Source organism: Niveispirillum sp. SYP-B3756, from assembly GCF_009495745.1.
Taxonomy (GTDB): domain Bacteria; phylum Pseudomonadota; class Alphaproteobacteria; order Azospirillales; family Azospirillaceae; genus Niveispirillum.
This window is the reverse complement of record NZ_WIDQ01000003.1, coordinates 533,896-559,696: the sequence shown is the minus strand read 5'-3', so window position 1 is coordinate 559,696 and position 25,801 is coordinate 533,896. Positions and strand designations below refer to the sequence as shown.

Here is a 25,801-nt window from a genome sequence, read left to right as displayed (position 1 = left end):
GGGGGTGTTTAAAGGGTTGGTCGGGTGTGATCAAGCCCTTTTTTCACCATCCCGTCATTTTTCTGCTGCCGAAGCCGCCAGCGTCAGGAAATGCTCCGCATCGGCTGCCGGTGTGTTCCAGGCCGTGACCAGCCGCACGACCTGCCCATCCCAGCGGTAAAAGCCGGCACCGTGCGCCTGCAGATGGGTGATCATTGCCTCTGGCAGGGTGGCGAAGATCTCATTGGCTTCTACCGGGTGGGCCAGGGTGACGCCGGGCAGCGCCGCCAGCCCCTGGGCCAGACGGGCAGCCATGGCATTGGCATGGGCGGCCAGCCGCAGCCATAACCCGTCCGCCAGATAGGCATCCAACTGCGCGGACAGGAACCGCATCTTGGAGAAAAGATGAGCGGACCGCTTGCGGCGATAGGCGAAATCCACTGCCTTAGCGGGATCAAAGAAGATCACCGCCTCCGCACCTAAGGCCCCGTTCTTGGTGGCACCGAAGGAAAGCGCATCCACGCCCGCCCGCCATGTCACCTCTGCCGGATCGCAGCCCAGATGGGAAACGGCATTGGCGAAACGCGCCCCATCCATATGGACCGACAAGCCATGGCGGTGGGCGATGTCCGCCAGGGCGGCCACTTCGTCGGGGCGATAGACGGTCCCGGCCTCCGTCGCCTGGGTCAGCGACAGGGCGGCCGGCTGTACGGCATGGACAAAGCCCTTCGGTGCCCGGTCCAGGGCGGCGGCCAGGGTCTCCGGCAATAATTTACCATGCGGGCCGGGCAGGGGCACCAGCTTGGCCCCGCCGGTGAACATTTCCGGTGCGCCGCATTCATCGGCCTGGATATGCGCCTCGGCATGGCAATAGACGGAACCCCAGGGTGGGGTGAACTGGGCCAGTGCCAGGGCATTGGCGGCTGTGCCGGTGGCCACCGGGAATATTGCCACCGGCCGGCCGAACAGATCGGCAAAGCGCTGCTCCAGCCGCTTGCTGATGGCATCGGCCCCATAGGAGGGGGCGGTCCCTGCATTGGCGGCCAGCAGCGCCGCCATGATTTCCGGTGCGGCACCCGCCACATTATCCGACATGAAATTCATTTAACGTTTGATCCAGCGGAAAGTGGGGTTGCCTGTGACATGAATCACGGCAACAGGCGTCGGTCGGCCCGCATTTTGTCACAAGAGGATCAAGGGCTGGCCGGCGTGGTGGTGACAAGCAGATGGGATGTCCCATCGCGTGGATCAACCAGCAGAACCTGCACCCGCCCATCGGGCTGGCGCACCTGCAGGGCGATCCGCCCGCCGATACTGGCCAGACCCGGCAACAGCTCTGCCCCGGCGGGCAGGGCCAGCGGGGTGGCGGTCAGCGGCCCAACGGCCACCGGTTCGCCGGCCTTGGTCGGTGGGGCGGCGGGGTTCGGGTTGGGGCTGGTGGCGTCCGGCGCTGGCTGCTTGGTGCCGAACCGTTCGCTGAATTTACGCGGATGGTCGGGGTCGGTCGAACGCTTGTAGACTTCGTAGCCAAGGAATGCGAAGCCCGCAGCAATCACCAGGGCCCCGAGGATGAGGAGAAGTTTCAGTGTCCGCACGTACCGCACTTCCTGCGTTGGAGACAGCCGGCCTTGGGGCCGGGCTGGACTTTGACGATCTGGATGACGACCTGGTCGATGGTGGCGCCGATGACGCCGCCGAAGCGGGCAATGCTGGTTTCCATCAGGTGCTGATCGATCCGGCGCGTGAGGGCGACCGGCTGGATCGGGCACTGGCCGACGCATTGGCCGGGGTCGGCCTGTCGCGGTCACGGCTGGCGGCGCTGATTGCGCAGGGCCATGTCGCCACGGGCGGTGAGACCATACTGGACGCGTCCCGCAGGGTCAAACAGGGCCAGCACTATGATGTCACCGTGCCGGCCTCCGCCCCGGCACTGCCGCAGCCGCAGGATATCCCGCTGTCGATCATTTATGAGGATGCGTATCTGCTGGTGATCGACAAGCCGGCCGGCATGGTGGTGCACCCCGCCGCCGGCAACCATGATGGCACGCTGGTCAATGCCCTGCTGCACCATTGTGGGGCCGACCTGTCGGGCATTGGCGGGGTGCGCCGGCCCGGCATCGTCCACCGATTGGACAAGGATACCAGCGGCCTGATCGTGGTGGCCAAGAATGACAAGGCCCACCAGGGCCTGTCGGCCCAGTTCGCCGACCGGTCGCTGTCGCGCACCTATCAGGCGGTCGTCTGGGCTGTGCCCAACCCGCGCGCAGGCGAGATCAGCGGCAATATCGGCCGCCATCCCAGCGACCGTAAACGCATGGCGGTGCTGGAACGCGGCGGAAAGCCGGCCATCACCCGTTATAGTGTTTTGCGCCCGCTGGGTCTGGCTGCTTCCTTGGTGGAATGTAAGCTGCTGACAGGGCGCACCCACCAGATCCGCGTCCACATGACCCATATCGGCCACCCGCTGGTGGGCGATCAGGTTTATGGCCGCATCCGCCCCGGCCGCACGCGCGGCGTGTCGGAAGGGCAAAAGCAGGCGCTGAACGGATTTCCGCGTCAGGCCCTGCACGCAGCAGCCATTGAGTTCATCCATCCGGCCACCGGTGAGCGGCTGCGTTTCGAAACTGTGTTACCGGATGATTTCAGGGGCTTAATCCAGTCCCTGGAAACGCTATAATGGCGGCGGTGCGCAACAACCGCCGGGCCGCCATGGCCGGTATCCGTTGCGCATCGCCGCATTCTGCAATGCTGGCCGCCGCCGGTGCCTTGTCAGGGCCGGACGGGGGTATCAAGCCCATGAAGGGGGAATGACCATGCCGAGCGTACCCGCCATTCCGGTTGTCAGTTCTGAAAGCAACCTGTCCCGCTACCTGACCGAAATCCGGCAGTTCCCGATGCTCCAGCCGGAAGAGGAATATATGCTGGCCAAGAGCTGGCGGGAGCATGAGGACACCAAGGCCGCCCATCGCCTGGTCACCAGCCATCTGCGTCTGGTCGCCAAGATCGCCATGGGCTATCGCGGCTACGGTCTGCCGGTGTCGGAACTGATCTCCGAGGGCAATGTCGGCATGATGCAGGCGGTCAAGCGGTTCGACCCCGAGCGGGGCTTCCGGCTAGCCACCTATGCCATGTGGTGGATCAGGGCCGCCATTCAGGAATATATTCTGCATAGCTGGTCGCTGGTGAAAATGGGCACCACGGCGGCGCAGAAGAAGCTGTTCTTCAACCTGCGCAAGCTGAAGGGCCAGATGCAGGCCATCGATGAGGGCGATCTGGCCCCCGAAACGGTGACCAAGATCGCCCAGACGCTGGATGTGCCGGAAGAAGATGTGGTGTCGATGAACCGCCGGCTGGCCGCCGCCGACCATTCGCTGAACGCGCCGCTGCGCGTGGATGGCGAGGGGGAGTGGCAGGATTGGCTGGTGGATGAAACGGACAGCCAGGAAATCCGCCTGGGCGAACAGCAGGAACTGGGCAAGCGTCAGGCCTTGCTGGCCAACGCCATGAAGTCGCTGAACGAGCGCGAACGGCATATCCTGGCGGAACGCCGCCTGCGGGATGAACCGACCACCCTGGAAGACCTGTCCACCCAATATGGCATCAGCCGCGAACGCGTGCGCCAGATTGAGGTGCGGGCGTTCGAGAAGCTGCAAAAGGCCATCAAGTCGGCGGCGGTGGAGCAGCGGCTGGCCTGATCAGGCCGCCGCTGTCAGTGGCAGGAACAGGTCGGTGACGGCCTGATCTTCCGGCACATCGGGGAAAAAACGCAACCGTTGGGCAAAGAGCGGGAAGCCACGCGCCTCCCGCCCGCTGGCGGGTAGCCATTGCCGGTAAAGGAAGCGCGCTGCTGCGCGCAGATCGTCACCCGATCCCACCTGCCGCAGCACGGCGCAGGGACCGCCTTGGATGCGGCCTTCCGCCACGCCCGCCTTATTGGGGGCCAGCGGGCCGGTGATGGCGGCGCAGATATCCAGCCGGTAAGCGTCGGGCGGCACACTGTCCGGATCATCATGGAAAATATTGAAGGTAGCGCTGAGGTCGGGCGGCAGCCGGTTCGCCCGCCGCCAGGCAATGAAGCGGCGGATGCTGTCGCCGATCAGCGCCGGATCGCCCTGATGGCGCAGGAACGCCACCCGCGTTGCCGGAAAATCGACCAAACGGACCTGATCGGACGTGAAGGGGTGCGTCAAGGTGGAACTCTCCTTTTTCATTAAGGTCAGGGCGTGGCGCCAGCCGACCCAATCGGGCGCGGTACGAAAGGCGCTGGGCGATTGGCCCACGGTCTGGCGGAACAGGCGGCTGAAGGATTCCGGGCTGGCATAGCCGCATTCCAGCGCCACCTGGGTGATGGAAATGCCAGGGCGGAAGGCCAGCCAGTGCGCCGCCCGTTTCAACCGCACGCGCTGCACATAGCGGTTCAGCGTCATGCCGGCATGGGCGGTGAACTGGCGGTGAAAATGGAAGGGTGAAAAGGCGGCAATGCCGGCCAGGGTGGTGAGGCTGAGGTCGCTATCCAGATGCTGATGAATATGGCGGATCACCCGCGCCATGCGTCTGCTGTAACCTGCCGCCATCCCGACATCCCCACCCTTCCTTGATGGGGGGATCATAGGGCAGGGCAGGGGGCAGTGCCTGACCGATCTTGCGTTTTTTATCCCCACCATCGCATTCTGCCGGCGTTTTCCCATCATCGGAGCCCTGTGCCATGACCACCCAAACCCGCCCCATCGGCCTGATCTGCGCCGTGCCGGAGGAGATCGGCCATTTCGGGGCGCATCTGCAGGTGACGGCGGTAACGGAACTGGCGGGGTTCCGCTTTCTGGCCGGGGACATGGATGGCGTGCCGGTGGTGCTGGTGGAGGCTGGCATCGGCAAGGTGAATGCCGCCATTGTCGGCACCCTGCTGGCGCAGTATTTTGCCGCGCGGGTGCTGGTCTTCTCCGGCGTGGCCGGCGGGTTGGACCCGGATTTAGGTATCGGCGATGTGGTGATTGCCCGCACCTTGATCCAGCATGATTATGGCGCGCTTTGTGCGGGAAGGCTGACACCCTATCAACCGGGCGTGCCGCCGCTGCCGGGTCTGGAAGGACCGGTCGGGTATCACCTTGCCGCCGGGCTGGAAGGGCGTATCGCGGCGGCGCTGGCCGGGCTGAAACTGCCCGCCATGCCGGCGACGGCCACCGGCGGGCAGGTGCTGCAGCCGGCAATCCGTTTTGGCACCGTGCTGACCGGCGATTATTTCCTGAATTGTGCCGCCACCCGCATCGACCTGCATGACCGTTTCCAGGCCCAGGCGGTGGAGATGGAAGGGGCGGCCCTGGCCCAACTGGCCGAGCGCTTCGGCCTGCCGCTGGTGGTGGTGCGGGCCTTGTCCGATCTGGCCGGCGGCGACAGCCATGTGGATTTTCCCAGCTTCGCCCGCGCGGCGGCGGGCGGGGCCGCCCTGATCGTCCGCCGGCTGATTGCGCTGTTCGGGGAACAGGCGGAAAATTCCTGACATCGGCTGCGACGGGTTTTTGGCGCTGCGGCGTAAAAGGCCAAGGGTGGGATGAAAACGGGGGTTTCCCCATCAGCATCAGCCCACGCTGATACGCCCTTTACGGAGGCAGTGGCGCCGGTTCCGCAGACCTTTCCGGCGTCGTTGCGCGGGTTTGCCCATAACCCGCTGCACCTTGAGGGGGTGGCCGCTTACGCCCCTGCGATCAACGCGGCCACCCCTGCCTTTTGTACATTCATGCCCTTGCGGCAATTTCCCGCCCCTGGCATCCGCTTTTGTCGTTCTGCTTGTGCGCTTTACACCCTATCTTAAGGGATGTGTCTCCCAACCCTTTGAGGATGAAGCGCCATGGCCAAGAAGGCCCCCAGCATCAATATCGGTATTTCCGACAAGAACCGGGAAAAGATCGCCGAAGGCCTGTCCGCCCTGCTGGCTGACAGCTACACGCTGTATCTGAAGACGCATAATTTCCATTGGAACGTCACCGGCCCGATGTTCAATACGCTGCACACCATGTTCATGGCGCAGTATACGGAACTGCACATGGCGGTGGATGAGATCGCCGAACGTATCCGCGCCCTGGGTTTCCCGGCCCCCGGCAGCTATACCCAATATGGCAAGCTGACCAGCATTCCGGAGGAAACCGGTGTGCCCAAGGCGGAGGAAATGATCCGCCAGCTGGTGGAAGGGCACGAGACGGTGGCCCGTACCGGCCGCGCCCTGTTCCCCACGGTGGAGGAGGCCGGCGATGAGCCGACGGCCGACCTGTTGACCCAGCGCTTGCAGATCCATGAAAAGACCGCCTGGATGCTGCGTTCCTTGCTGGAATAATATCAACGGTCATGAATTATGACCGTTAGTAATGCGGCGACCGCCGCCGCGCCGTTCGTGCGGCGTAGCCAAGCCAGCGGATGCTGGCGCCGGCGATTGAGGGGCATGAAAGCGTGACCATCGGTCATGATTTCATGCCGCCGGTATAAGATGATCTGGGCAAGCGGCTGCAATGCCGGCCGCTTCGCCTATCGCCTTATTCAGGGTTGATTCGCCCGAGCCCTGCCGTCAATTTCCGATGCTCCCCGCCCTTGCCGGGCCCGCAAACCGGAGCATCGACCCTTCCCATGCTGATTTCTGCACCGTCGACCCGCGCGCCGCGCGCCGCCGCCGTGCTGGCATCTTGCCTGCTGCTTTCCCCCGTGGCCGCTGCCGCTGAAACCGCCGCCGCCTTGCCGGCCGGGGTGGAGGCGATGATCCGACAGGCCGCCGCCGATGGCGATGCCGCCACCCTGGACAAAACCATCAGCCTGGCCCTGGCCGCCTTCCCCGATCAGACGGAACCGATCACCGCGCTGGGCGATAGCCTGCGCCAGCAGCGCCAAACCCAGGCGCTGGCGGCGAAGAAAGCCAATGGCCGGCGTATCCTGTCCGGCTGGACGGGTTCGGGGGAACTGGGTGCTTCGCTTTCCACCGGCAACAGCGATGACAAGGCCGTGGCTGTCGGTCTGGCGCTGACCAAGGAAACCGTGGATTGGCGTCATCGGGTGATTGCTGCCGCCGATTATCAGCGCAGCGAGGGGCGCACCAACAAGCAGCGCTACAGCGCCGCTTATGAGCCGAATTACTTCATCAATGAAGCCCTGTATGCCGCCGGCCAATTCGGCTGGGAACGCGACATGTTTGCCGGTTACCGCCACCGTTTCACCGAAACCGTCGGTTTGGGTTATGTGCTGGTGGATGATGGCACCATCAAGCTGGAGGTGGAAGGCGGCCCCGGTGCGCGCCACACGCTCTATGCTACCACCGATACCGATCCGGCCTTCACCGAACATGAATTCGTCTTCCGCGCTGCCGGCGCCTTCAGCTACCGGTTCAGCGATGATGCCAGTTTCAGCCAGACGGCCAAGACGCTGATCGGGGCGGAAAACCGCACGCTGGAGGCGACAAGCGCCCTGACCACCCGGATCAATGCGCTGTTTTCCGCCAAGATCAGCTTCACGGTCAGGAATGAGAGCGACCCGCCCGATGACCGCAAGGCTACCGATACGGTCAGCCGCGCCACGCTGGTTTATTCCTTCTGACGGGGCGACGCCCTATGATCCCGCCGCCCCTTTCCCCCGTCCCTGAAAGTGCCCATGTCTGCCACACCCCCCCGTTTCACCCCGCTTCCCCCCTGGCCCTGTGTGCGGATTGATGGGCAGGCGGCGGGACAATTGGTGTTGGAGCTGGCGGCCGGTCGGCCTTTGATCCTCGCCTCTGCCCCCGGTATCGCCGGGCTGGCGGGGGCAGGCTGGTGGGCCGCCCTGGGGAAGGGGTTGCAACAAGACGGTGTGCTGCTGTTGCTGGACGCGGTGGACCAGATGGGGCAGGTGCTGGCCGCCCTGCGGGCCGGTGTGCCGGCCATCGCTTTCGCGCCCCCGGCCGCGATGCCGGATGATGGAATCGGTCGGTTGCTGGGGCTGGCGGCGGCACATGGGGCCACGCTGTACCAGCGCCCAGCCCATGCCATTGAGCCGTGTTGGATACGCAACCGTGATGCATCGCTTCGGCAATGGCTGAGCCAACAGCTTGATATACAAGGGATGTAGTGCTTTTTTCGTCGTTACATGATGGCCCTGCCGCGTTGCAATGCGGGGGCGGTTGGGCTATCAAACCGGCACTCTTTTTGGTCGTTCCGACCCACGAACCACGGCAGGAAACCCAACAATGAAGCTCACGCGCCGCGTCAAAGAAATCCTTTCCTGGTATGAGAGCGATAATCCCGGCACCAAGGCCAATCTCGCCCGCATCCTGATGGAAGGCCGGCTGGGCGGTACTGGCAAACTGGTGATCCTGCCGGTGGATCAGGGCTTTGAACATGGCCCGGCCCGCAGCTTTGCCATGAACCCGGCGGCCTATGATCCGCACTATCACTACCAGTTGGCCATTGATGCCGGGCTGTCGGCCTATGCCGCCCCGCTGGGCCCGCTGGAAGCCGGTGCCGCCACGTTCGCCGGCTCCATCCCGCTGATCTTGAAGATGAACAGCGCCAATAGCCTGTCCACCTTCAAGGAAAATGCCGATCAGGCCGTCACCGCCAGCGTGGACGATGCGCTGCGCATCGGCGCCTCGGCCATCGGCTTCACGATCTATCCGGGTTCCGATGCCCAGTTCAACCAGTTCGAGGAAATCCGCGAACTGTCGCGCGAAGCCAAGTCCAAGGGCATCGCCACGGTGATCTGGTCCTATCCGCGCGGTGGCGCCATCTCCAAGAAGGGCGAGCTGGCGCTGGATGTGGATGCCTACGCGGCCCATATGGCGGCTCTGCTGGGCGCCCATATCATCAAGGTCAAGCTGCCGACGGCGGACCTGGAGCAGGACGAAGCCCGCAAGATCTATGAAAAGCATAATGTGCCGCGCGACACCCTGGCGGAGCGCGTGAAGCACATCATGCAGGCCAGCTTCAACGGCCGCCGCATCGTTGTCTTCTCCGGCGGTGCTGCCAAGGGTGAGGATGCGGTGTATGAAGATGCCCGCGCCATCCGTGATGGTGGCGGCAATGGCTCCATCATTGGCCGCAACGCCTTCCAGCGTAGCCGTGAAGATGCGCTGGCCCTGCTGGACAAGCTGGTGAAAATCTACCAGGGCAAAGAATAAAAATTACGCCTGTTCCCTCAGGCGCCGGGCGCCGCCATTCGGCGGCTTGGCTTACGCCCGCACGTGCGGGCGCCGCGCCGGTCGGCGCGGATAGCAAGGGTCAACGGGTTTGACCCTTGCTATAGAGTACCAGCTTGGGGCCCGGTGCGGCGAACCGCACCGGGCCTTTGCTTTTATTGTCCAGAGAAGACCATGACCGATTGCCGCCTCTACCTGATCACCCCGCCCACCCTGGACCTGAACAGTTTCAAGCCCTTGCTGGCCGCCACGCTGGATGCCGGCGATGTGGCCTGTGTGCAGTTGCGGCTGAAGGATGTGGCGGATGATGTGGTGAAGCGCGCCATCGACGCGCTGCGCCCTATCGTGCAGCAACGCGAGGTCGCCTTCATCCTGAACGACCGGCCCGATCTGGCGGCGGCGGGTGGCTGTGATGGCGTGCATGTGGGGCAGGAAGATACGCCCTATGCCCAGGCCCGCAAGATCATGGGCCGCGATGCCATTGTCGGCGTCACCTGCCATGACAGCCGGCATCTGGCCATGGTGGCGGGGGAGGACGGGGCCGATTATGTCGCCTTCGGCGCCTTCTTTGAAACCGCCACCAAGGAGCCCAAGGCGCGGGCCGAGCCGGAAATCCTCTCCTGGTGGCAGGAGATGATGGAAATCCCCTGTGTCGCCATTGGTGGCATCAATGTGGATAATTGCCGCGTGCTGGTGGAAGCCGGGGCCGATTTCCTGGCCGTCAGCGGTGGGGTGTGGAACCACCCCAATGGTCCTGCGGCGGCTGTGCAGGCGTTCAATCAGGTGATTGCCGGCGTATGAAGGGGCCGCGGGGGCGGTTCTTGCAAGCCGCCCCTTGACGATCCGGGCATGGACAGGCCCGGCATGGCGCGGTAAAACCCAAGCCCCGCATTGTCGTGACCATGCTTGAGCCAGGCCGTTTCCATGTCCAAGAAGACCGTCAACGAAATCCGCTCCACCTTCCTTGATTATTTCGGGAAGAATGGCCATGCCGTGGTCGACAGCTCCCCGCTTGTACCGCGCAACGACCCGACATTGATGTTCACCAATGCCGGCATGGTGCAGTTCAAGAATGTCTTCACCGGGCAAGAAGCGCGCCCCTATAGCCGCGCCACCACCTCGCAGAAATGCGTGCGTGCCGGCGGCAAGCATAATGACCTGGAAAATGTGGGCTATACCGCCCGCCATCATACCTTCTTTGAAATGCTGGGGAATTTCTCCTTCGGGGATTATTTCAAGGCCGACGCCATTGAGCTGGCCTGGAACCTGATCACCAAGGAATTCGGCATCTCGAAGGAGAAGCTGACCGTCACCGTCTATCACACCGATGATGAGGCGTTCGGCCTGTGGAAGAAGATCGCCGGCTTTGCCGATGAGAAGATCATCCGCATCCCCACGTCGGATAATTTCTGGATGATGGGCGATACCGGCCCCTGCGGTCCGTGCTCGGAAATCTTCTACGATCACGGTGCCCATATCCAAGGCGGCCCGCCGGGCTCCCCGGATGAGGATGGTGACCGGTTCATCGAAATCTGGAACCTCGTCTTCATGCAGTACGAGCAGCTTCCCGGCGGCGAACGTGTTGCCCTGCCGAAGCCCAGCATCGATACCGGCATGGGCATGGAACGTCTGTCCGCCGTGCTGCAGGGCGTGCATGACAATTACGATATCGACCTGTTCAAGGGCCTGCTGGAAGCCTCGGCGGAGGCGACGGGCGCCAGCCTGAAGGGGCCGCAGGCCACCTCGCACCGGGTGATCGCCGATCACCTGCGCTCCTGCTCCTTTCTGATCGCCGATGGCGTGATGCCGTCCAACGAAGGGCGCGGCTATGTGCTGCGCCGCATCATGCGCCGCGCCATGCGCCATGCCCATATGCTGGGGGCCAAGGAACCGGTTATGCACCGTCTGGTGCCGGCCCTGGTGCGCGAAATGGGCGGCCATTATGCCGAACTGGTGCGCGCCCAGGCGCTGATCACCGAAACGCTGCGGCTGGAAGAAACCCGCTTCAAGCAGACGCTGGAACGCGGTCTGAAGCTGCTGGACGAGGCAGAAGGCAATCTGGCCGACGGCCAGGCCCTGCCGGGCAATGTCGCCTTCACACTGTACGACACCTATGGCTTCCCGCTGGATCTGACGCAGGATGTGTTGCGCGGGCGCAAGCGCGGCGTGGATGTGGATGGCTTCAACGCCGCCATGGACGAACAGCGCAAGAAGGCCCGCGCCTCTTGGGCTGGTTCCGGTGAGGCTGCGACCGACCGCGTCTGGTTTGAGGTGAAGGACGAGCTGGGGGCGACCGAGTTCCTGGGCTATGACACCGAAACGGCTGAGGGCACCGTCACTGCCATCCTGGACAAGGAAGGCAAGCGGCTGGACAAGGCCGAGGCCGGGCAAGACGTGTTGGTTGTCACCAACCAGACCCCGTTCTATGGCGAATCCGGTGGTCAGGTCGGCGATGCCGGGTTGATGATCTCTGCCAAGGGGGCGGAAGTCACCGTCCGTGACGTGCAGAAGAAGCTGGGTGCCGTGTTCGCCCATGTCGCCAGCGTGACCAAGGGCACGCTGGCGGTTGGCGATGCGGTGGAACTGAAGGTGGATGGCGGTCGTCGCGGTGCCATCCGCGCCAACCACTCCGCCACCCACCTTCTGCATGAAGCGCTGCGTCGCCGCATGGGTGAGCATGTGACCCAGAAGGGTTCGCTGGTTTCTGCCGACCGCCTGCGCTTCGACATTTCCCAGCCGACGCCGCTGTCGGCTGCCGACATTGCCGAAGTGGAAGCCCAGGTGAATGAGCGTATCCGGGGTAATAGCGCGGTCACCACCCGCCTGATGACCCCGGATGCCGCCATTGAGATCGGCGCCATGGCCCTGTTCGGGGAGAAATATGGCGAAGAGGTCCGCGTTGTCTCCATGGGTGGTGTGGATGCCCATGGCAACAAGGAATTCTCCGTCGAACTGTGCGGCGGCACCCATGTCCGCCGCACCGGTGATATCGGCCTGTTCAAGGTGGTGTCGGAAGGTGCCGTTGCCGCCGGCATCCGCCGGGTGGAGGCGCTGACCGGGGCCGGCGCGCTGGCCTATCTGGAACAGCAGGAAGGCCGCCTGCTGGAAGCAGCCCAGGCGCTGAAGGTGCCGGCGGGCGAAGTGGTGGCCAAGGTCACGGCCCTGGTGGATGAACGCCGCAAGCTGGAAAAGGAACTGGCCGAGCTGCGCCGCCAGGTCGCGCTGGGCGGTGGTGGTGGCGGTACCGCATCGGAAGTGAAGCAGATCAATGGTCTGGGCTTCATTGGCCGCGTGGTCGCCGACCTGCCGGCCAAGGATCTGAAGCCGTTCGCCGATGAGCTGAAGAAGCAGGTCGGCACCGGCGTTGTCGTCGCCATCGCCGTGGCGGATGGCAAGGCATCGGTGGTGGTTGGCGTGACCGAGGATGCGGTTGCCAAGGTTAGCGCCGTTGATCTGGTCCGCGTTGCGGCCGGGGCGATGGGCGGGAAGGGCGGTGGTGGCCGCCCCGACATGGCCCAGGCCGGCGGTCCCGATGGGGACAAGGCGGCGGATGCCATCGCGGCAGTGGAAGCAGCACTGGCGGGTTGATCGGCGATGGCGGGGGTGGAACCGGAGAGCTTTCCACCCCCGCCATTCTGGCGCACCATCAATGGTGGTGTGACATAGTGGGAGCTGGTGCTGGAATTGGGCGGCTATCTCATGTTTTTCTGAGAAATTTTTCTTTATTATCAATGAATTACTAATTTCCCCCCGTCACCCCGGCGAAGGCCGGGGTCCAGTTCATAGAGCAAGGCGCTTGTCATTCTGGACCCCGGCCTTCGCCGGGGTGACGGTGATACGGGGAATCAAAGTGTGACGGGTACTCAGTGTCATCACCTTGGGTGATGGCCATACTGTCCACACCTATCATGTGGATGAGGAGTTCAGGCCATGAGCAGCAATGCCGTCTCCTATGATCAGTCGACTGACAGCCTTTATGTCAAAATCAGACCCGGAAGCTCTGTTCGTCAGCACTATGACGATGATCGGGATGTGATTATCGATCTGGGCGCTGATGGCGAGCCCGTTGGCTATGACATCCAGTTTGCCAGCAAACATGCCGATGTGATCGCGGAGGCATTGGCTTTGTTGCAGCGATATTCGCAAGTGGCGGCATGACGTCTTTCGGTACCGCTTAGTGCCAGGTTGCCACTGTTGATCCATGTCGCGCCGCTTTTACGGTGCGGTTTGTCACTGACCCTGTTTATGCGATACTCACCTTCTTAGCCTTTTGATGCTGGGAGTGGCGGACATGGATGGGCACCTTCCCACTGCTGCGAGTTTGGTGGGCACATGGCGGCGCTTCGGCCCGGTCGGTCCGGTTTATGAAATTCTGGACGCCGGCCAGGATTTGCCCGATGGCGACCGGATGATGCGCATCCGCGTGGTTGAAAGCGGGGAGGAGGTGGATTACCGCCTTTCCAATATTTTTGACGATCCACGGGACCGTTGATGTTCGCCATCCGGGCTTTCAAGGTCGAACATTGGTCTGATTTCACCCAGTTTGTAAAAACGCCATAGGGATTACCCGCATGAGCCGTTTCCAAGGCACCCAGGATTACGTCGCCACCGATGATCTGCGGGTGGCCGTCAATGCCGCCATCACCCTGCAACGGCCCTTGCTGGTGAAGGGGGAGCCGGGGACGGGCAAGACCGTGCTGGCGCAGGAGGTGGCCAAGGCCCTGGGGCGGCCCCTGCAATCCTGGCACGTCAAATCTACCACCAAGGCCCAGCAGGGGCTTTATGAGTATGATGCCGTCAGCCGCCTGCGCGACAGCCAGTTGGGCGATGCGCGCGTGCATGACATTGCCAATTATATCCGCAAAGGCCCGCTCTGGACCGCGTTTGAGGCGGAAAACCCGCCGGTGCTGCTGATTGATGAGATCGACAAGGCGGATATCGAGTTCCCCAACGATCTGTTGCAGGAACTCGACCGGATGGAATTCTTCGTTTACGAGACGGGGCAGACCATCAAGGCCATCCAACGCCCCGTCGTCATCATCACCTCGAACAATGAAAAGGAACTGCCGGACGCCTTTCTGCGCCGCTGTTTCTTTCATTACATCCGCTTCCCCGATGCCGAAACCATGGCCCGCATCGTGGAAGTGCATTACCCCAACCTGAAGGCCGACCTGCTGCGCGACGCGCTGACCCTGTTCTATGAAGTGCGCGAGGTACCGGGCCTGAAGAAGAAGCCCAGCACGTCGGAGCTGCTGGACTGGATCCGCCTGCTGCTGGTGGAGGATGTGACACCGGAAGTGTTGCGCCAGCGTGACCCGAAAAAGCTGATCCCGCCGCTGCATGGGGCCTTGCTGAAGAACGAACAGGATGTCCACCTGTTCGAACGGCTGGCCTTCATGGCGCGGCGGGGGCAGTGAGGGGCAGCGCTGCCCCTCTATAGCGCCAGCACGCCGGTCTTCAAACCTGCCGCTTCCGCTTCCACCCGGATCGGGCCATTGCCCTTGGCCTGAAGGATGGCAACGCAGAGCCCGTTGAAGGCGTGGCGCTGGTCGGCATGGTCGGGTTCCAGGCTGCGCGGGTCACCATTGCCCACGCCCAGCAGACGGGCGGCACCGGCCAGCCGGAAGCGGACCAGAGTGTCGGCCGTCGGCACCTCCCGCCCCGCCGCGTCCAGCACAGATGCCCTCACCACGGCCACCTCACCACCGGCCAACCGCTGCCGGTCGCTGGAAAGGGCGATGGCGGCCGGCTGGCCCGCCGTCTCCCGCCGCTGGGTCAATATCTGCCGGCCCTGGGTATCGAAACCCCGCGCTTCGATCCAGCCCGGCGCATAGGGCACGGTCCATTGCAGGTGGCCGTTTCGCTCCAGATTCTGCCGGCCCAGGCTGGCCCCATTGGCCAGCAGTTCCACCGCATGGCAATTGGCATGAACCCAGACCTCCACCGGCTGGCCCTCCCGTCCCGGCCAGGTCCAGTGCGGGAACAGGTGCAGCATCGGTTCATTGCGCCACCAAGCGCGGTAATAGAAGTAATTATCCTTCGGCAGGCCGCAGCTATCCATGATCCCGAAATAAGAGCTGTGCTGCGGCCAGCGTTCGAACGGGGTGGGTTCGCCGCGATAATCGAGCCCCGTCCAGACAAAGCCGCCGGCCAGGAAGGGCCGCTCATCGTAAAAACGCCACCAGCGCTCCGCTGTGCTGGCCCAGCGCGGGAATTCCCGGTCATAGGCGGGCAGGATGCCGGCCTGATCGTCGCGGTGATAGGCGCCACGGGTCATCACCGTGCTGGCCGTCTCCGTGCCGATCATCGGCACGGTGGGGTGGGCGGCATGGAAAGCATCGATCTCATCCAGATAATAATTACAGCCCATCACATCCAGCACCCGGCTGGCCCCTTTGCCCAGCTTGCCGTTGAAGGCCTCTGTCACCGGGCGGGTACCATCCAGGGCGTAGACGCGGCGCTTCATCGTCTCGGCGATGCGGGCACCGGTCTCGCTGCCGCGATGGATTTCCTCGTTACCGATGCTCCACAGGAAGATGCTGGGGTGGTTGCGGCCCCGGCGCACCATGCGTTCCAACTGGCCCAGCGCTTCCGGGTTGCTGGACATCTGGCGCGTCTCCTCCAACACCAGCATCCCCAGCCGGTCGCAGGCTTCCAGCACCGCCGGCGGGGCCGGGTGGTGGGTGGAGCGATAGGCGTTGCTGCCCATGGCCTTTAACTGTTCGATCCGCCAGACATGCAGACTGTCCGGCACGGCAAAGCCCACCCCCGCATGGTCTTGATGGTTGCAGGTACCCTTCACCTTCACCGGCTTGCCGTTGAGGAACAGGCCATGATCGGCATCAAAGCGGAAGCTGCGGATGCCGAACGGCGTCTCCTGCCGGTCGATCACCCGATCGTCTTCGATAATCTCGCTGATCAGCCGGTAGAGTGAGGGCTGTTCCAGTGACCAGAGGGCGGGGTGGTCCAGCCGCACCGTCTGGGTCAGTTCATGCGCCCCCCAATCCGGCAGGGTGACGGGATCGGACAGCAGCACCGCCACCGGCTTTCCCTGCGGGTCCAGCAGGGTGGAGCGCAGGCGGATGGGCAGGGTGGGGCCGTCATTGTCGATCTCGGTGGTGATGGCGATGCTGGCGGCGTCTCCCTTCGCTTCCCCCTCCACCGTGCAGCGGACAGCGGTGCCCCAGTGGCGGATATGGGCGGGCGCGCAACTGACCAGCCGCACCTGCCGGTAAAGCCCGGCCCCTTCGTAAGACCAAGCCTCCCCTAAGCTGACATCGCAGCGGATCAGCAGGATATTGGCTTCCCCCGGCTTGGCGAAATCGCTGATATCCAGGCGGAAGGGCACATAGCCGCTCTCATGGCTGCCGACGACGAAGCCGTTCAGGATCACCAGACAATCCCGGCCCACCCCGTCAAAATCCAGGAACAGGCGGCGTCCGGCCTCAGCGGCGGCGATGGGCAGTTCCCGGCGGTACCAGCCGACGCTGGTGGCGGGAAAGCGCCGGCCCAGCGGCTTGAACCCCTGATAGGCGCCGATCTTGTCCGCCTCGCTGCCCGGCGCACCGAAGGGGGTGAAGGGCAGGTCGACCGCCCAATCATGTGGCAGTTCCACCGCCTGCCAGGCGCTGTCATCATAATCGGCGGCCTGGATGGCCGTGCCGATATCGCCTGATTTGGCATAGGTATCGTGGGAGGCGCCGAAGCCGAAATCCCGCGCCGGGTCCGCCGCATGGCCCAGATGGAAGCGCCAGCCGCCCTCCAGCGGCGTCACCTGCCGGGCGGGGGGCAATGTTGTTGTCTCGGCCGCTGCATGGCCCGCCACCGCGCCCAAGGCCACCAGCGCCCCGCCAGCCTGCAAAAACCCCCGCCGCGACAGATTTTCCATCGGTTCGCCTCCCCCTGTTTGCGTAACTGAATAAAGTATACGCTTCGGGGGTGTGGGCAGGTCAAGCGGTATACCGGGTACTGACGGGCCTATCCCAGCATCAGCCGTGCCAGCCCGGCAACGGCACCAGCCAGCACCAGCCAATGCACCGGCAGGCGCCAGCGCAGCAGGGCCAGCAGACCGCCGGCCGCCAGGGCCCAGGCGAACAGGTCTGGCTGGCCCGGCCACAGCACCTGCACCCCCAGCCAGACGGCAAGGTTCAGGATCACGCCGACAATGGCGGCACTGACCGCGGCCAGTGCGCCGGCTGCCGCCTTGTGATGGATCAGCCGTTCCACATAGGGGGCACCGGCGAAGATGAAGAAGAAGCAGGGCAGAAAGGTGACATAGGTGGTCAGCACCCCGCCCAGCAGCCCCGCCGCCAGCGGTGACAGGCTGCCCGGCTGGTTCCAGCCGGCGAAGAAGCCAACATATTGCGTCACCAGGATCAGCGGCCCCGGCGTGCTTTCGGCCAGGGCCAGCCCGTTCAGCATGTCGGCGGCGGTCAGCCATTGATATTTCTCCACCGCCGCCTGCCCGATATAGGGCAGCACCGCATAGGCCCCGCCGAAGGTGACAAACGCCGCCTGGGTGAACAGCCGGGCGATATCCGCCCAGGGGTCGCGCCCAAAGGTGAACAGCAGCAACCCCACCGGCACCACCAGCAACAGCCCGAACAGCAGCGCCAGCCGGATCAGCCGCGCCGCGCCGCCGGTGGCAATGGCTGCTGGTTCGGGCAGGGGATCATCCGCCGCCCCGCCATGGGGGCTTGCGAACAGGTGCAGGCCGCGCCGGGCCGTCAGCCAACCGATCAATGCCGCTGCCGCGAGGATGGCGGGGAAGGGTAGATGGCCCAGGAACAGGCCCAGAAAGGCGGCACCCGCCAGCAACGGCGGGGCCCAGCCCTGCAGGGTACGGCGGCCCAGCCGCCACAGGGCCCCGATGATGATGGCGACGATGACGGGCTTCACCCCGTCGAACATTGCGCCCACCCAGGCCAGATCGCCATGCGCCGCCGCCAGCCAGGACAAGGCCAGCATCAACACCGCCCCCGGCAGCACGAACAGCCCGCCCGCCACCAGCCCGCCGGCCCAGCCATGCAGACGCCAGCCGACATAGGTCGCCAGTTGCTGCGCCTCCGGCCCCGGCAGCAGCATGGCGAAGTTCAGCCCATGCAGAAAACGCCGCTGATCGATCCAGCCGCGCTTATCCACCAGTTCCTGCTGCATCAGGGCGATCTGCCCGGCAGGCCCGCCAAAGCTGACACAGCCAAGCCAGAACCAGAAGGGCAGCACATCACGCAGGCGGGGCATGGGTTTGGGCCGTGATCATGGGTGGGGCTGCCAACCTGCGGGCGGGCAGCGGGTTTGGCAAGTTTGTCTCTATGACAAGCTTATGACTGCACGGCTGGCCCCGCTTGCGGCACAAAAGAAGCACCCCCGACACCGGAGCCGTTCCATGTATATCCCCACCGCCTTCCGTATGGAGACCGATCCCGCCCTGGCCCTTGTCGCGGCACATCCCTTTGCCACCCTGGTCAGCCTCGGCACCGGCGGGCTGCTGTCCACGCCCTTGCCCTTGTTGCTGGACCGGCAGGGGGATCAGGTGCGGCTGATCGGCCATATTGCCCGCGCCAACCCGCATTGGCGCGATTTTGATCCGGCGGTGCCGTCGCTGGCGGTGTTCCAGGGCGGGGATGCCTATGTCACCCCCTCCTGGTACGCGGCCAAGCGGGAGACCGGCAAGGTGGTGCCGACCTGGAACTATAAGGCCGTGCATATTCACGGCACGCTGCGCTTGAAGGCCGTGCATATTCACGGCACGCTGCGCTTGGTGGAGGAGCCGGCGGCGCTGCTGGAAATCGTCAGCCGGCTGACGGACCGGCACGAGGCGGGGCGGGCCGCGCCATGGGCCGTCAGTGATGCCCCAGCCGATTATCTCGCCACCATGCTGAAGGCCATTGTCGGGTTGGAATTGCTGTTGGAACGGGTGGAGGGCAAGGCAAAACTGAGCCAGAACCGCCCGCCAGCCGATCAGGCTGCCGTGCGGGCGGGCTTGGCGGGGGTATTGGACATGTAATCAGCCCTTGGCCAGGGCGACCACGCCGGTGCCAATCAGCACGGCGATGGCGATGGGGCGGAACTGGGCACCGCTGCCGCGCCGGAACCAGATTTCGCCCAGCCGCGCCGCCCCGATCAGTGGGGGAATGATCAGCAGGGACCAGACCAGCGTGTGCCGCGTGAACAGCCCCGCCCAGGTCATGCCCACCACGGATACGCTGTTCAACCCAGTGAAATAGAGCAGCAGGCTGGCCCGCGCCACGGCGGGGGCCAGCGGCATGGCCAGCATCAGCAGGATGACCGGCGGCCCGCCCATGCCCACGGACCCGTTCATCAGGCCCGACACCGCACCCGCCAGCAGTTTCAGCCCATGGCCGGCCTGCCGCACCCGGAAGCCGCCATAGAGCAGCAATAGCCCCGCCACCACCACACTGGCCCCGATGGCCCGGCGCAGAATCTCCGCCGGCAGCACGGCCAGCAGCCAGATGCCGAGCGGGATGGTGACAAGGCAGCCGGCCAGACAGATGGCGACCATCCGCTTGTCGCTCTCCCGCCAGGCCCCTGGCAGCAAAGGCAGGTTGGTGATGGCGATCGCCATCATGCTGGTCGGCACGGCCTCTGCCGGATGCAGGAACAGCGACAGGCCCGGCACCATCAGCAGGGCCGCCCCGAAACCGGTCAGCCCCCGGATGACGCCCGCCACCAGGGCCACGGCCAGCAGCCCCGCCGCCTGGGCGGGCGTGGGCAACAGGTCCAGCAGGATGGAAGGATCAATCACCGCTGGTCAGCCGGCCACAATCTCATCCGCGCGATAGCCCTGCAGATATAGGAGCGCCGACAGGTCACCATGATCGATGCGGGCGCGGGCCTGGGCGGCGACGGTGGGCTTGGCATGGAAGGCCACGCCAATGCCGGCGGCCTGCAGCATCGGCAGGTCGTTGGCGCCATCACCCACAGTGATGCTGGCCGCCACCGGCACGCGCCGCGCCCCGGTGATGCGGATCAGCGCCTGCAGCTTGGCATCCTTGTCCAGAATCGGCTCAAACGGCTTGCCGGTCAGCTTGCCATCGGCCACCTCCAGATCATTGGCCTGATCCTCGTCAAAACCCAGCCGGCCGGCGACATTGGCGGTGAAGGTCTTGAAACCGCCCGACACCAGGGCGCAATAGACCCCGTGCTTCTTTAGGGTGGCGATCAGGCTGGGGGCACCGGACATCCAGGTGATGCGGCCGATCATGTCGGTTAGCACCGTTGCCGGCAGCCCGGCCAGCAGGGCCACCCGCTCCCGCAGGGCGCCCTTGAAATCGATCTCCCCATTCATCGCGCGGGCGGTGATGGCGGCGATGCGGTCGCGCGCGCCGACCAGTTCCCCCAGCTCATCCAGCATTTCCTGCTGGATAATGGTGGATTCCATATCGGCCACCAGCACCGACTTGCGCCGGCCTTCGGTGGGCTGGGCGACAATATCCACCGGCTGGCCGGCCAGCGCCTTGGCGGCGGCGGCCTGGGCCTGATCATCATTCAGCCCGTCAAAGCCGATATCGCAGGCAATACCCTTTGCCAGCCAGTCGGCAGGGGAGGTGGAGGCCCCCAGATCGGCCAGGGCGGCGCGGGCGGCCTTGGCCAGCCCTTCATCCAGCACCGGGTTGGCGGGATTGGCGATCAGGGTCAGCGTCTGGGGCATGGGGGACCTGGGTAGTGAGTGGTAGCCGAATATGTGGCCCTGTTATGGCTTCATAAGACGATCTAGGCAACCTCCGTGCCGACACCACACAATCCGAGTTCTCACAGAGCACCTGCCTGGGAGTTCTGCATGGCCGCCTTGCATTTATCCCAATTTGAGAATCTATATTGAACAGTAACATAGCCAGAGGAGTCACTAAGCGCGCTCACGCTTAATAATATTTCTATAATGCCATCCTTAAGTTGTGCGTGACTTTCATTGTCCCATGACGCTTGATAGCTTCTCTCTTTCTTGTAAATTGCCATCATCCATTCATCGTCATCTTTCCATATGCCATCTGTTTTAATGTGATTAAAAAGATCACTTGAGCCGTAGACGCGAGACAACTGCTCTCGTAGATCTTCGAAAACTCTTCTAACTTCAATGCCGTATTTGTCATTTCTTTTGGTAATTCCGACTCCCCGTATCATGCACATGCCGGTATCGGGGTGTATGTTTGCAATGTAGGACTCAAAGGCTGGGTGAGTTTTATTTGGTTTTATTTCATACTTAAACGGAGAGAGCTCCTTTATTATGTTTAGCTGATTCCTTTGTTGGCTTGCATCCTGGCCAAAGGGGCCGGCAGCCGCGGAATTTGATAGAGCAACAAAAAATGCAAGAGATAGAAAAAGGGATTTACGTTGCATGCTATAGGACCCTTTTGAAATCCGTTACATTTTCACACTATTATTTTTTACTAGAATTTGTCAAGGGTTAGTCGACAAAATGCGAGATGTCGAGGCAACGTATGCGTGCTTCGGGCGTGCCTCAATGTTGTTCGAGCTATTCACCCGGTCGCGCTCCCACACCACGGCGATGGCCAGCAGGATCAGCAGGCCGGACAGGCCCATCACCCATTCCATGGCATTGGTGGTGGGGGTCTGCTGGATCAGGATGGTCCACAGTGTGGACAGCAGCACACCACCCACGAATACCGGCAGGCTGTGACGCCCCATGGTGCCGAACAGCTGGCCGGGTGCCGCGTGGAAGAAGCCGGCATTGGGGCCGATCAGGCCGGAAATGACATAGGCCAGGGCCAGGAAATGCAGCAGGCGGCCGATCTCCAGTGTCTCTTTCCCATGCGGGATCAGTGCTGCCGGATCGAAGATGCGGAAATCAGGGGCGATGCCGAAAATATGCCAGGGGGCGGTGGCCAACAGCCCATAGAGCACCATGCCCACGGCTGCCGCCATCATCAGCGGATGCCGGGGCACCGCCTTGCCCATTGAGGCGCGGTTGCCCAGCAGGAAGCCGATGACAAACAGGAACTGCCAGCAGAGCGGGTTGAAGAACCATTGCCCGCCATCCGGGTGGGCCGGCGGGGCGATCTTCGCCATGCCGGCTGCCAGCCAGACCAGGGCGGAAATGCTGAAAGTGACGATGGGGTTGCGGGCCATCACCGGCCCCAGCAGGGCCAGCGCACCGATGAAGACGATATACATGGGCAGGATGTCGCCCAAATTGGGCAGATAGGCCAGCAGCGCCACCCGCAGCCAGCCATCGGCAGGGTTGGCGCCCAGATAACCCAGCCCCATCATCTCCCTTAAGCCGGGATTGCCATAGGCCCAGGCGCTGAATGTCACCAGCATCAGCATGGCGCCCACCAGGGCCAGATGGGTGCGGTACAGGTGCAGGGCGCGGCGGCCGGCACTTTCCTTGGCTTCGGCCGTGTTGCGCTCGCCCCGGAACCCGGCACCCCAGGCAAGGGCGGCGCTGAAGCCGGCCAGAAAGACAAACGTGTCGGCCGCGTCGGAAAAGCCGTAATGCCGCCAGGTCAACAGGGTTGCAGGGCCAGGGATATGGTTCAGGAAAATGGCGCACAGCGCCAACCCCCGAAAGAAATCAATCCGCAGATCACGCATGGCGCTGTACTCCCATCCCATGGCCTGTGGCAGGCGCGGTCGCCTGTCCTGCCTGATAACGGATGCAACGCATGAATCATGGCAAAGGCGCGCAAATTTGCCGGCCCCGCCGTGATATCAAGGTGACAAAGGGGGCGGCGGGCGGCTACCCAAGGGGCAGGTACGATATGGTGATGACGCGCGAAGGGTGTGGTTCCGGCTGTGACGGTTGCTGATTCTTCTTTCCCCCAGGGCGACACAAAGCCCGTGCTGGTGATTGGCGGGCCCACCGCGTCCGGTAAATCCGGTCTGGCGCTGGCGCTGGCCCGCCATGCCAATGGCGTGGTCATCAATGCCGACAGTATGCAGGTCTATCGGGAACTGCATCTCATCACCGCCCGCCCCTCGGCGGCGGATGAGGCGGCGGCCCCGCATCGGCTTTACGGCATCGTTCCGGCTGCGGAACGGATGAGTGCGGCGCGCTGGCGTGAACTGGCCCTGGCGGAGATTGATCAGGCCCATGGCGATGGTCGCCTGCCCATCGTGGTGGGGGGCACGGGGCTTTACCTGCGGGCCTTGATGCAGGGCCTGTCCGATATCCCGGATACGCCGCCGGAGATTCGGACGGCCGCCATGGAATTGCAGGCTGACATCGGCAGCCCTGCACTTCACGCAAGGCTGGCGGTGGTTGACCCCGCTACCGCCGCCCGCCTGCACCCCACCGACAGCCAGCGGCTGATCCGCGCCTGGGAAGTGTGGCAGGCCACCGGCCGGTCGATCAGCGACTGGCAGGCTGCCCCGCCGGAGGCTGCCCCCAACCACCTGCATTTCCGTCCCCTGGTGGTGGAGCCGCCGCGTGACCGGCTATACGCCCAGTGCGATGCCAGATTCGTTACGATGCTGCAACAAGGCGCGCTGGCTGAGGCGGAAGCGCTGGATCGGCTGGGCTTGGACCCGACCCTGCCGGCGATGAAGGCGCTGGGCGTGCCGGAACTGCGCGCGGTGCTGCACGGTCAGATGGACCTGCCCACCGCCACCGCGCGGGCGCAGCAAATGACCCGGAACTATGCCAAGCGACAATTGACCTGGTTCCGCAACCAGATGGGGGCGGCTCCGCGCGTCGATCCTCTGAATATTTCCCAGGAAAGCGCGTTTAAGAAATTTTATGATAGGTTCATGTCAGGTATGACTTAGAAGATTTCCGAAACGGGTTGACCGGCTTTCCGGTTCCGTCTAGGGTGCCGCCATCGTCGCCCTTCGCCCCTGCGAGAGGCGACGTTTTTCAACCCATCTGGAACTGATCCGAAAGCTCTGAGCCATGTCGTCGGGAACCATCCTCTCCGGTGCTGAAATCATCATCAAGGCCCTGCGGGACCAGGGTGTTGACACCATTTTCGGCTATCCGGGCGGGGCGGTACTACCCATCTACGATGCGCTGTTTAAGCAGAACCACATCAAGCACATTCTGGTTCGCCACGAACAGGCGGCGGTTCATGCAGCGGAAGGCTACGCCCGTTCCTCCGGCAAGGTCGGTGTCGTCCTCGTCACCTCCGGCCCCGGTGCCACCAATGCCGTTACCGGCTTGGTCGATGCGCTGATGGACAGCATTCCGATCGTCTGCCTGACCGGCCAGGTGCCGACGCATCTGATCGGCAATGACGCTTTCCAGGAATGCGACACGACCGGCATCACCCGCCCGGCCACCAAGCACAATTATCTGGTCAAGGACGTCAACAACCTCGCCCGCACGGTGCATGAGGCGTTTTACGTCGCCAAATCGGGCCGCCCCGGCCCGGTGGTCATTGATATTCCCAAGGATGTGCAGTTCGCCGACGGTGTCTATCGCACGCCGGGCGAAAGTATGCCCAAGAGCTACCGCCCGCAGGTCAAGCCCGACCTGAACAAAGTGGAAGAGGCGGTGGAACTGCTGGCCAATGCCAAGAAGCCGATCTTCTATGTCGGCGGCGGCGTCATCAATTCCGGCCCGGTGGCCAGCCAGTTGCTGACCCAGCTGGTGCGGATGACCGGCTATCCCTGCACCACCACCCTGATGGGCCTGGGCGCCTTCCCGGCGCATGATCAGCAATGGCTGGGCATGTTGGGGATGCACGGCACCTACGAGGCCAATCTGGCCATGCATGGCTGCGACCTGATGGTCTGCGTCGGCGCCCGGTTTGATGATCGCGTCACCGGCAAGGTCAGTGAGTTCTCGCCCAATTCCAAGAAGATCCACATCGATATCGATCCGTCGAATATCAACAAGAATATCCGGGTCGATCTGCCCATCGTCGGCGATGCCGCCTATGTGCTGGAAGATATGATCCGCATCTGGAAGGCGCGCAACAAGCGCGCCGATCAGGCGGCACTCAAGGTCTGGTGGGACCAGATCAATTTCTGGCGGGCCCGTGAATGCCTGCGGTATGAGAAGACCGACCGGGTCATCAAGCCGCAATTCGCGCTGGAACGGCTGCGCGCCGCCATTGCCCCGCGTGAGGATGTGTTCATCTCCACCGAGGTGGGGCAGCACCAGATGTGGGCGGCGCAGTTCCTGCCCTTCAACAAGCCGAACCGCTGGCTGACCTCGGGCGGTCTGGGCACCATGGGCTACGGCCTGCCGGCCGCCATCGGGGCGCAGATCGCCAATCCCGGTGCGCTCTGCATCGATGTGGCCGGTGAGGCCTCCATCCAGATGAATATTCAGGAAATGTCCACCGCCCTGCAGTATCGCCTGCCGGTCAAGGTGTTCATCCTCAACAATCAATGGATGGGCATGGTCCGCCAGTGGCAGGAGCTGCTGCATGGTTCGCGCTATTCGGAAAGCTATTCCGAGGCGCTGCCTGATTTCGTGAAGCTGGCCGATGCGTTCGGCGGTGTGGGTCTGCGCGCCACCAAGGTGTCGGAAGTTGATGACGTCATCCGGGAGATGATTGAGACGCCGCGCGCCGTGATCGTCGATATGTGCGTCGATTCCAAGGAAAACTGCTTCCCCATGATCCCCGGTGGCAAGGCGCATAATGAAATGCTGCTGGGTCCGGAAGACCGTGTGAGCGAGGCAACGCCGGAGGAGGGGATGGTACTGGTCTGATCCACCGGTTCCGTTTATCCCATCCGCTGTGCAACCCGTCC

General features: G+C 63.6%; 25 protein-coding genes. 16 read left to right on the top strand and 9 right to left on the bottom strand.

What is annotated here, in order from left to right:
* Positions 1-54: 54 nt before the first annotated feature.
* Positions 55-1,083, bottom strand: a complete 1,029-nt coding sequence (locus tag GE253_RS09595) for a low specificity L-threonine aldolase (RefSeq protein ID WP_153203878.1) — start codon at positions 1,081-1,083, stop codon at positions 55-57.
* An 89-nt stretch (positions 1,084-1,172) separates the two neighbouring features.
* Positions 1,173-1,574, bottom strand: a complete 402-nt coding sequence (locus tag GE253_RS09590; RefSeq protein ID WP_153203877.1) for a hypothetical protein — start codon at positions 1,572-1,574, stop codon at positions 1,173-1,175.
* Here GE253_RS09590 and GE253_RS09585 point away from each other — a divergent pair.
* Genes GE253_RS09585 through rpoH form a run of 3 tightly spaced genes read left to right on the top strand, consistent with a single transcriptional unit; the run spans position 1,565 to position 3,674 of the window.
* On the top strand, positions 1,565-2,656 hold the full coding sequence (locus tag GE253_RS09585) for an RluA family pseudouridine synthase (protein WP_348770811.1): 1,092 nt from the start codon (positions 1,565-1,567) through the stop codon (positions 2,654-2,656). The genes GE253_RS09590 and GE253_RS09585 overlap by 10 nt on opposite strands.
* On the top strand, positions 2,656-2,790 hold the full coding sequence (locus tag GE253_RS26500) for a hypothetical protein (RefSeq protein WP_282183197.1): 135 nt from the start codon (positions 2,656-2,658) through the stop codon (positions 2,788-2,790). The genes GE253_RS09585 and GE253_RS26500 overlap by 1 nt, the downstream gene beginning before the upstream one ends.
* 2 nt (positions 2,791-2,792) lie before the next feature.
* Positions 2,793-3,674 (top strand): RNA polymerase sigma factor RpoH, encoded by an 882-nt coding sequence (rpoH, locus tag GE253_RS09580; RefSeq protein WP_153203876.1) that lies wholly within the window; start codon positions 2,793-2,795, stop codon positions 3,672-3,674.
* On the opposite strand, the gene GE253_RS09575 is transcribed toward rpoH, so the two are convergent.
* Positions 3,675-4,553: an AraC family transcriptional regulator gene (locus tag GE253_RS09575; protein WP_153203875.1), complete on the bottom strand. Its 879-nt coding sequence runs from the start codon at positions 4,551-4,553 to the stop codon at positions 3,675-3,677.
* 131 nt (positions 4,554-4,684) lie between these two features.
* On the opposite strand from GE253_RS09575, the gene GE253_RS09570 reads away from it, so the two are divergent.
* From GE253_RS09570 to GE253_RS09525, 10 genes are all read left to right on the top strand, one after another.
* Entirely contained in the window at positions 4,685-5,476 is a 792-nt protein-coding gene (locus GE253_RS09570; RefSeq protein WP_153203874.1) for a 5'-methylthioadenosine/adenosylhomocysteine nucleosidase, read from the top strand.
* 348 nt (positions 5,477-5,824) lie between these two features.
* On the top strand, positions 5,825-6,307 hold the full coding sequence (locus GE253_RS09565) for a Dps family protein (protein WP_153203873.1): 483 nt from the start codon (positions 5,825-5,827) through the stop codon (positions 6,305-6,307).
* A gap of 287 nt (positions 6,308-6,594) precedes the next feature.
* Positions 6,595-7,551, top strand: coding sequence for a DUF481 domain-containing protein (locus tag GE253_RS09560; RefSeq protein WP_153203872.1), 957 nt, complete (start codon positions 6,595-6,597; stop codon positions 7,549-7,551).
* A gap of 54 nt (positions 7,552-7,605) precedes the next feature.
* Positions 7,606-8,058 carry a hypothetical protein gene (locus tag GE253_RS09555; protein WP_153203871.1) on the top strand — a complete coding sequence of 151 codons (453 nt, stop codon included), beginning with the start codon at positions 7,606-7,608 and terminating at the stop codon, positions 8,056-8,058.
* A 118-nt stretch (positions 8,059-8,176) separates the two neighbouring features.
* Positions 8,177-9,106, top strand: a complete 930-nt coding sequence (locus GE253_RS09550; RefSeq protein ID WP_153203870.1) for a class I fructose-bisphosphate aldolase — start codon at positions 8,177-8,179, stop codon at positions 9,104-9,106.
* Between the two features lie 192 nt (positions 9,107-9,298).
* Positions 9,299-9,925 (top strand): thiamine phosphate synthase, encoded by a 627-nt coding sequence (gene thiE / locus GE253_RS09545; protein WP_153203869.1) that lies wholly within the window; start codon positions 9,299-9,301, stop codon positions 9,923-9,925.
* Positions 9,926-10,048: 123 nt separating this feature from the next.
* Positions 10,049-12,712, top strand: coding sequence for an alanine--tRNA ligase (gene alaS / locus GE253_RS09540; RefSeq protein WP_153203868.1), 2,664 nt, complete (start codon positions 10,049-10,051; stop codon positions 12,710-12,712).
* A 342-nt stretch (positions 12,713-13,054) separates the two neighbouring features.
* Positions 13,055-13,282 carry a DUF2283 domain-containing protein gene (locus GE253_RS09535; RefSeq protein ID WP_153203867.1) on the top strand — a complete coding sequence of 76 codons (228 nt, stop codon included), beginning with the start codon at positions 13,055-13,057 and terminating at the stop codon, positions 13,280-13,282.
* Between the two features lie 133 nt (positions 13,283-13,415).
* The gene (locus GE253_RS09530; protein WP_153203866.1) at positions 13,416-13,616 is read left to right on the top strand and encodes a DUF5397 family protein; all 201 of its coding nucleotides are present in this window, start codon (positions 13,416-13,418) and stop codon (positions 13,614-13,616) included.
* Positions 13,617-13,695: 79 nt separating this feature from the next.
* Positions 13,696-14,541 carry a MoxR family ATPase gene (locus GE253_RS09525; RefSeq protein WP_153203865.1) on the top strand — a complete coding sequence of 282 codons (846 nt, stop codon included), beginning with the start codon at positions 13,696-13,698 and terminating at the stop codon, positions 14,539-14,541.
* 17 nt (positions 14,542-14,558) lie between these two features.
* On the opposite strand, the gene galA is transcribed toward GE253_RS09525, so the two are convergent.
* Both galA and chrA read right to left on the bottom strand, forming a co-directional pair.
* Positions 14,559-17,012, bottom strand: a complete 2,454-nt coding sequence (gene galA / locus GE253_RS09520) for a beta-galactosidase GalA (protein ID WP_153203864.1) — start codon at positions 17,010-17,012, stop codon at positions 14,559-14,561.
* Positions 17,013-17,101: 89 nt separating this feature from the next.
* Positions 17,102-18,364 (bottom strand): chromate efflux transporter, encoded by a 1,263-nt coding sequence (chrA, locus tag GE253_RS09515; protein ID WP_153203863.1) that lies wholly within the window; start codon positions 18,362-18,364, stop codon positions 17,102-17,104.
* A 145-nt stretch (positions 18,365-18,509) separates the two neighbouring features.
* On the opposite strand from chrA, the gene GE253_RS09510 reads away from it, so the two are divergent.
* The gene (locus GE253_RS09510; protein WP_153203862.1) at positions 18,510-19,130 is read left to right on the top strand and encodes an FMN-binding negative transcriptional regulator; all 621 of its coding nucleotides are present in this window, start codon (positions 18,510-18,512) and stop codon (positions 19,128-19,130) included.
* On the opposite strand, the gene GE253_RS09505 is transcribed toward GE253_RS09510, so the two are convergent.
* The 4 genes from GE253_RS09505 to GE253_RS09490 all read right to left on the bottom strand — a co-directional run bounded on the left by GE253_RS09505 (position 19,131) and on the right by GE253_RS09490 (position 22,696).
* Positions 19,131-19,889: a sulfite exporter TauE/SafE family protein gene (locus tag GE253_RS09505; RefSeq protein ID WP_153203861.1), complete on the bottom strand. Its 759-nt coding sequence runs from the start codon at positions 19,887-19,889 to the stop codon at positions 19,131-19,133.
* A gap of 6 nt (positions 19,890-19,895) precedes the next feature.
* Positions 19,896-20,795, bottom strand: coding sequence for a phosphoserine phosphatase SerB (gene serB, locus GE253_RS09500; protein WP_153203860.1), 900 nt, complete (start codon positions 20,793-20,795; stop codon positions 19,896-19,898).
* A 101-nt stretch (positions 20,796-20,896) separates the two neighbouring features.
* The gene (locus GE253_RS09495) at positions 20,897-21,481 is read right to left on the bottom strand and encodes a hypothetical protein (protein ID WP_153203859.1); all 585 of its coding nucleotides are present in this window, start codon (positions 21,479-21,481) and stop codon (positions 20,897-20,899) included.
* Positions 21,482-21,541: 60 nt separating this feature from the next.
* Positions 21,542-22,696: an OpgC domain-containing protein gene (locus tag GE253_RS09490; RefSeq protein ID WP_173012570.1), complete on the bottom strand. Its 1,155-nt coding sequence runs from the start codon at positions 22,694-22,696 to the stop codon at positions 21,542-21,544.
* Between the two features lie 201 nt (positions 22,697-22,897).
* On the opposite strand from GE253_RS09490, the gene miaA reads away from it, so the two are divergent.
* Together miaA and GE253_RS09480 are read left to right on the top strand one after the other, a co-directional pair.
* The gene (miaA, locus tag GE253_RS09485; RefSeq protein WP_348770810.1) at positions 22,898-23,869 is read left to right on the top strand and encodes a tRNA (adenosine(37)-N6)-dimethylallyltransferase MiaA; all 972 of its coding nucleotides are present in this window, start codon (positions 22,898-22,900) and stop codon (positions 23,867-23,869) included.
* 124 nt (positions 23,870-23,993) lie between these two features.
* On the top strand, positions 23,994-25,760 hold the full coding sequence (locus GE253_RS09480) for an acetolactate synthase 3 large subunit (protein WP_153203857.1): 1,767 nt from the start codon (positions 23,994-23,996) through the stop codon (positions 25,758-25,760).
* Positions 25,761-25,801 lie beyond the last annotated feature (41 nt).

Excerpts from the sequence above, each read along its gene's own strand:
- GE253_RS09490 (WP_173012570.1), bottom strand. The coding sequence starts at position 22,696 with ATGCGTGATCTGCGGATTGATTTCTTTCGGGGGTTGGCGCTGTGCGCC.
- GE253_RS09510 (WP_153203862.1), top strand. The coding sequence starts at position 18,510 with ATGTATATCCCCACCGCCTTCCGTATGGAGACCGATCCCGCCCTGGCC.
- galA (WP_153203864.1), bottom strand. The coding sequence starts at position 17,012 with ATGGAAAATCTGTCGCGGCGGGGGTTTTTGCAGGCTGGCGGGGCGCTG.
- GE253_RS09570 (WP_153203874.1), top strand. The coding sequence starts at position 4,685 with ATGACCACCCAAACCCGCCCCATCGGCCTGATCTGCGCCGTGCCGGAG.
- GE253_RS09550 (WP_153203870.1), top strand. The coding sequence starts at position 8,177 with ATGAAGCTCACGCGCCGCGTCAAAGAAATCCTTTCCTGGTATGAGAGC.
- GE253_RS09530 (WP_153203866.1), top strand. The coding sequence starts at position 13,416 with ATGGATGGGCACCTTCCCACTGCTGCGAGTTTGGTGGGCACATGGCGG.
- alaS (WP_153203868.1), top strand. The coding sequence starts at position 10,049 with ATGTCCAAGAAGACCGTCAACGAAATCCGCTCCACCTTCCTTGATTAT.
- GE253_RS09560 (WP_153203872.1), top strand. The coding sequence starts at position 6,595 with ATGCTGATTTCTGCACCGTCGACCCGCGCGCCGCGCGCCGCCGCCGTG.
- chrA (WP_153203863.1), bottom strand. The coding sequence starts at position 18,364 with ATGCCCCGCCTGCGTGATGTGCTGCCCTTCTGGTTCTGGCTTGGCTGT.
- GE253_RS09525 (WP_153203865.1), top strand. The coding sequence starts at position 13,696 with ATGAGCCGTTTCCAAGGCACCCAGGATTACGTCGCCACCGATGATCTG.
- serB (WP_153203860.1), bottom strand. The coding sequence starts at position 20,795 with ATGCCCCAGACGCTGACCCTGATCGCCAATCCCGCCAACCCGGTGCTG.
- GE253_RS09555 (WP_153203871.1), top strand. The coding sequence starts at position 7,606 with ATGTCTGCCACACCCCCCCGTTTCACCCCGCTTCCCCCCTGGCCCTGT.
- GE253_RS09575 (WP_153203875.1), bottom strand. The coding sequence starts at position 4,553 with ATGGCGGCAGGTTACAGCAGACGCATGGCGCGGGTGATCCGCCATATT.
- rpoH (WP_153203876.1), top strand. The coding sequence starts at position 2,793 with ATGCCGAGCGTACCCGCCATTCCGGTTGTCAGTTCTGAAAGCAACCTG.
- GE253_RS09535 (WP_153203867.1), top strand. The coding sequence starts at position 13,055 with ATGAGCAGCAATGCCGTCTCCTATGATCAGTCGACTGACAGCCTTTAT.
- GE253_RS09595 (WP_153203878.1), bottom strand. The coding sequence starts at position 1,083 with ATGAATTTCATGTCGGATAATGTGGCGGGTGCCGCACCGGAAATCATG.
- thiE (WP_153203869.1), top strand. The coding sequence starts at position 9,299 with ATGACCGATTGCCGCCTCTACCTGATCACCCCGCCCACCCTGGACCTG.
- GE253_RS09565 (WP_153203873.1), top strand. The coding sequence starts at position 5,825 with ATGGCCAAGAAGGCCCCCAGCATCAATATCGGTATTTCCGACAAGAAC.
- GE253_RS09480 (WP_153203857.1), top strand. The coding sequence starts at position 23,994 with ATGTCGTCGGGAACCATCCTCTCCGGTGCTGAAATCATCATCAAGGCC.
- GE253_RS09495 (WP_153203859.1), bottom strand. The coding sequence starts at position 21,481 with ATGCAACGTAAATCCCTTTTTCTATCTCTTGCATTTTTTGTTGCTCTA.
- GE253_RS26500 (WP_282183197.1), top strand. The coding sequence starts at position 2,656 with ATGGCGGCGGTGCGCAACAACCGCCGGGCCGCCATGGCCGGTATCCGT.